This is a genomic window from Nocardioides sp. (assembly GCF_025964975.1).
GTDB lineage: Bacteria > Actinomycetota > Actinomycetes > Propionibacteriales > Nocardioidaceae > Nocardioides.
In genome coordinates this window covers 1-2,895 of sequence record NZ_JAOPXV010000066.1, presented here as the reverse complement: position 1 = coordinate 2,895, position 2,895 = coordinate 1, and the positions used below count along the sequence as shown (strand labels likewise).

General features: G+C 67.5%; 2 protein-coding genes and 1 pseudogene. 2 read left to right on the top strand and 1 reads right to left on the bottom strand.

Annotated features, from left to right (window positions below):
- Nucleotides 1–161: 161 nt before the first annotated feature.
- Entirely contained in the window at nt 162–560 is a 399-nt protein-coding gene (locus tag JWN68_RS04885) for a cytochrome c oxidase subunit 4 (RefSeq protein ID WP_297735521.1), read from the top strand.
- 43 nt (nt 561–603) lie between these two features.
- Nucleotides 604–1,827 carry an Ig-like domain-containing protein gene (locus tag JWN68_RS04880; protein WP_297735518.1) on the top strand — a complete coding sequence of 408 codons (1,224 nt, stop codon included), beginning with the start codon at nt 604–606 and terminating at the stop codon, nt 1,825–1,827.
- 72 nt (nt 1,828–1,899) lie between these two features.
- Here the strand turns inward: JWN68_RS04880 and JWN68_RS04875 are convergent.
- Nucleotides 1,900–2,895 (bottom strand): annotated as a pseudogene (locus JWN68_RS04875) (ubiquinol-cytochrome c reductase cytochrome b subunit); the annotation flags it as partial.

The following is a 2,895-nucleotide window of genomic DNA, read 5'->3' as shown; positions in this document are numbered from 1 at the left end:
GAGAATGAGGCCGAACGTCGCGGCGAGCCTGCGGACGCCCCGGACGTCCAGGGCCGGCAGGAGACACTCAAGGCTCGGATGGACGGCGATCTGGTCGACGGTGACCCCAACAGCCACGCCGACCGCGCCGGCGAGCAGACCGACCCCGAAGGAGGCGGCCGATGAAGCAGGAAACCTGGCTGTTCGCCATCTGCACGGTGTTCTTCGTGCTCATCGCCCCGGCCTATTGGCTCATCACCAGCGACTGGACCGGCACGTCCGCGCTCACCATGACCGCGCTCCTGACCCTCATGGTCGCGCTGTACCTCGGCGTGCACGCCGCCAAGATGGATCCACGACCCGAGGACCGCAAGGAAGCGGAGATCGCCGACGGTGCGGGAGAGCTGGGATTCTTCCCGCCCTACTCATGGTGGCCGTTGTGGTGCGCCCTGACGCTGGGCACGTGTGTCTACGCCACCGCGATGGATGCCTGGTGGCTGTTCATCATCGGCGGCGTGCTCGGCATGGTGACGCTGTGCGGCTGGGTCTTCGAGTACTACCGCGGAGAGCACGCGCACTGAGGTTCGCGCTGGCTTCGCGCACTGACGTCCGGGGGAAGTACGCATGGCTGCAGGTCACCGATCACGACGGTCGCCGTCGCGGCGACGGCAGCTGATCAACGGCGCGGTTGCCACCGCCCTGGCTGCCGCGTCTGTCGCTGGCTGTGATGCTGGGGAGGAGCCCGCCAGCGCCCCGGTCTCCCAGGACGAGGACCAGCGACCCGTCTCCGTGCCTCCGGTCCGGGTCGGCACGAACATCGACGACCTGCGCGCCGCCGACATCGGAAAGCCGCTGCGGATCCAGGCCACGCAGGGCACGTTGAGGGACGTCACGCTCGAGACGGGCGACGGGACCGCGCTCACCGGGAAGCTCGACGGCGGGGCCTGGGAGCTCTCCTCGCGGCTCGAGCCGGGGACCGACTATGTCGCCACCGCCCGGGCGGAGCGTACGGATGGTGAGGTCGTCACCCGGGTGGTGCGGTTCCACACCGAGGACCTCACGCTCGACCAGCAGACCTATCCGTCCGTTGCGCCCCTGGCAGGGGAGACCGTCGGCGTCGGCATGCCCGTCATGGTGAGGTTCGACGTCGCCGTGGCGGACAAGGCGGCCTTCGAGCGGCACATGACCGTGACCAGCGCGCCCGCCCAGCCGGGCGCCTGGCACTGGTTCAGCGACCACCTGGTGCACTGGCGCCCCCGGACCTACTGGCAGGCAGGCACGGAGGTCACGGTCGATCTCGACCTGAACTCCATCGATGCGGGCAACGGTGTCCACGGCCAGGAGAGCCGGACGGTCGAGTTCCACGTCGGGGACGCCAACATCTACAAGGTCAATGCCCTCACGCACCAGATGCAGGTGTTCTCCAACGCGAAGCTGTTGCGGACCATCCCGATCACCACCGGGAAGGAGGGGTTCACCACGCGCTCGGGCACCAAGGTCATCATGGAGAAGTTCGAGACGAAGCGGATGAACTCCGAGACCGTCGGCATCGCCAGCGACAACCCCGAGGCCTACGACATCGATGACGTCCGGTGGGCCATGCGGCTGACCCACTCCGGTGAGTTCATCCATGCGGCGCCCTGGTCGGTGAGCTCCCAGGGGTTGGCCAACGTCTCCCACGGCTGCACGGGGATGTCGACCGCTGACGCCGCCTGGCTCTACGCGATGTCCAGGAGGGGAGACGTGGTCGAGTACACCGGCACCGACGTGGCGATGACCCTGGACAACGGGTACGGCGACTGGAACGCGTCCTTCGGCGACTACAAGGCCGGCTCGGCCCTCAGCTGAGCCCTCACCCGAACCGAGCAGACGAAAGCCCCGGACCCTGAGGGTCCGGGGCTTTCGTCATCGATCGTGGTGTCAGCGAGCCCGCGGGGGCTCGTCGACGGACTGGGCCGTGGATCCGTGGAGCTCGTGACCGGTCGAGTGATCGTCACCGGCTTCGAGCTCGTGGTCGTGGTGCGCGTGTGCGTGCGCCTCGGCCAGCTCCTCTGCCGTCGGCTTCTGCACGTTGTGAGCGTATGACGCCTTCGACAGCTTGGCCCGCAGCGCCTGCACCCGTGAGCCCGGAGCAGCCACGCCGTTGGCGTCGGTGTCACCGTCGACGGAGTAGATCTCGTCGCGGTCACGTGCGGTGAGGGTGTAGGCCGAGGTCTCGTTGATCGGCAGGTGCCGCTCGGTGTAGCCGCCCTCGGCCGAGCGCATGATGATGCCGGTCTCGTAGCCGTGCAGCAGCTTTTCGTTGTCGTGTCGCTGCAGCGAGATGCACCACCGGCGAGTGACGAAGAAGGCGATCGCCGGCCCGAGGAAGACCATCACGCGCATGAAGTACGTGATCTGGTTGATGCTCAGGTCGAAGGTGATCGCCAGCAGATCGTTGCCGCCAGCAGCCCAGGCGAGGCCGTAGAAGGTCATCAACGACACCATCACCGCGGTGCGGGTCGGAGCGTTGCGCGGGCGCTGCAGCAGGTGGTGGTCGCGCTTGTCGCCGGTAATCCAGGCCTCGATGAACGGCAGCAGCATCAGCACCACGAGCATGAGCGGCGGCACGATGAGGATCGGGATCATGACGTTCCACGAGATCGTGTAGCCGAAGATCACCGACTCCCAGCCGGTCGGGATGATGCGCAGCAGGCCGTCGGGCCAACCCATGTACCAGTCGGGTTGCGAGCCGGCCGTGACCTTGGTCGGGTCGTAGGGCCCGAACTTCCACACCGGGTTGATCGACAGCAGGCCGCCCATGAGGGCGATGACGCCGAAGACCATGAAGAAGAAGCCACCGGCCTTGGCGGCGTACACCGGCAGCATCGGGAAGCCGACGACGTTCTGCTCGGTGCGGCCGGGCCCGGGCCACTG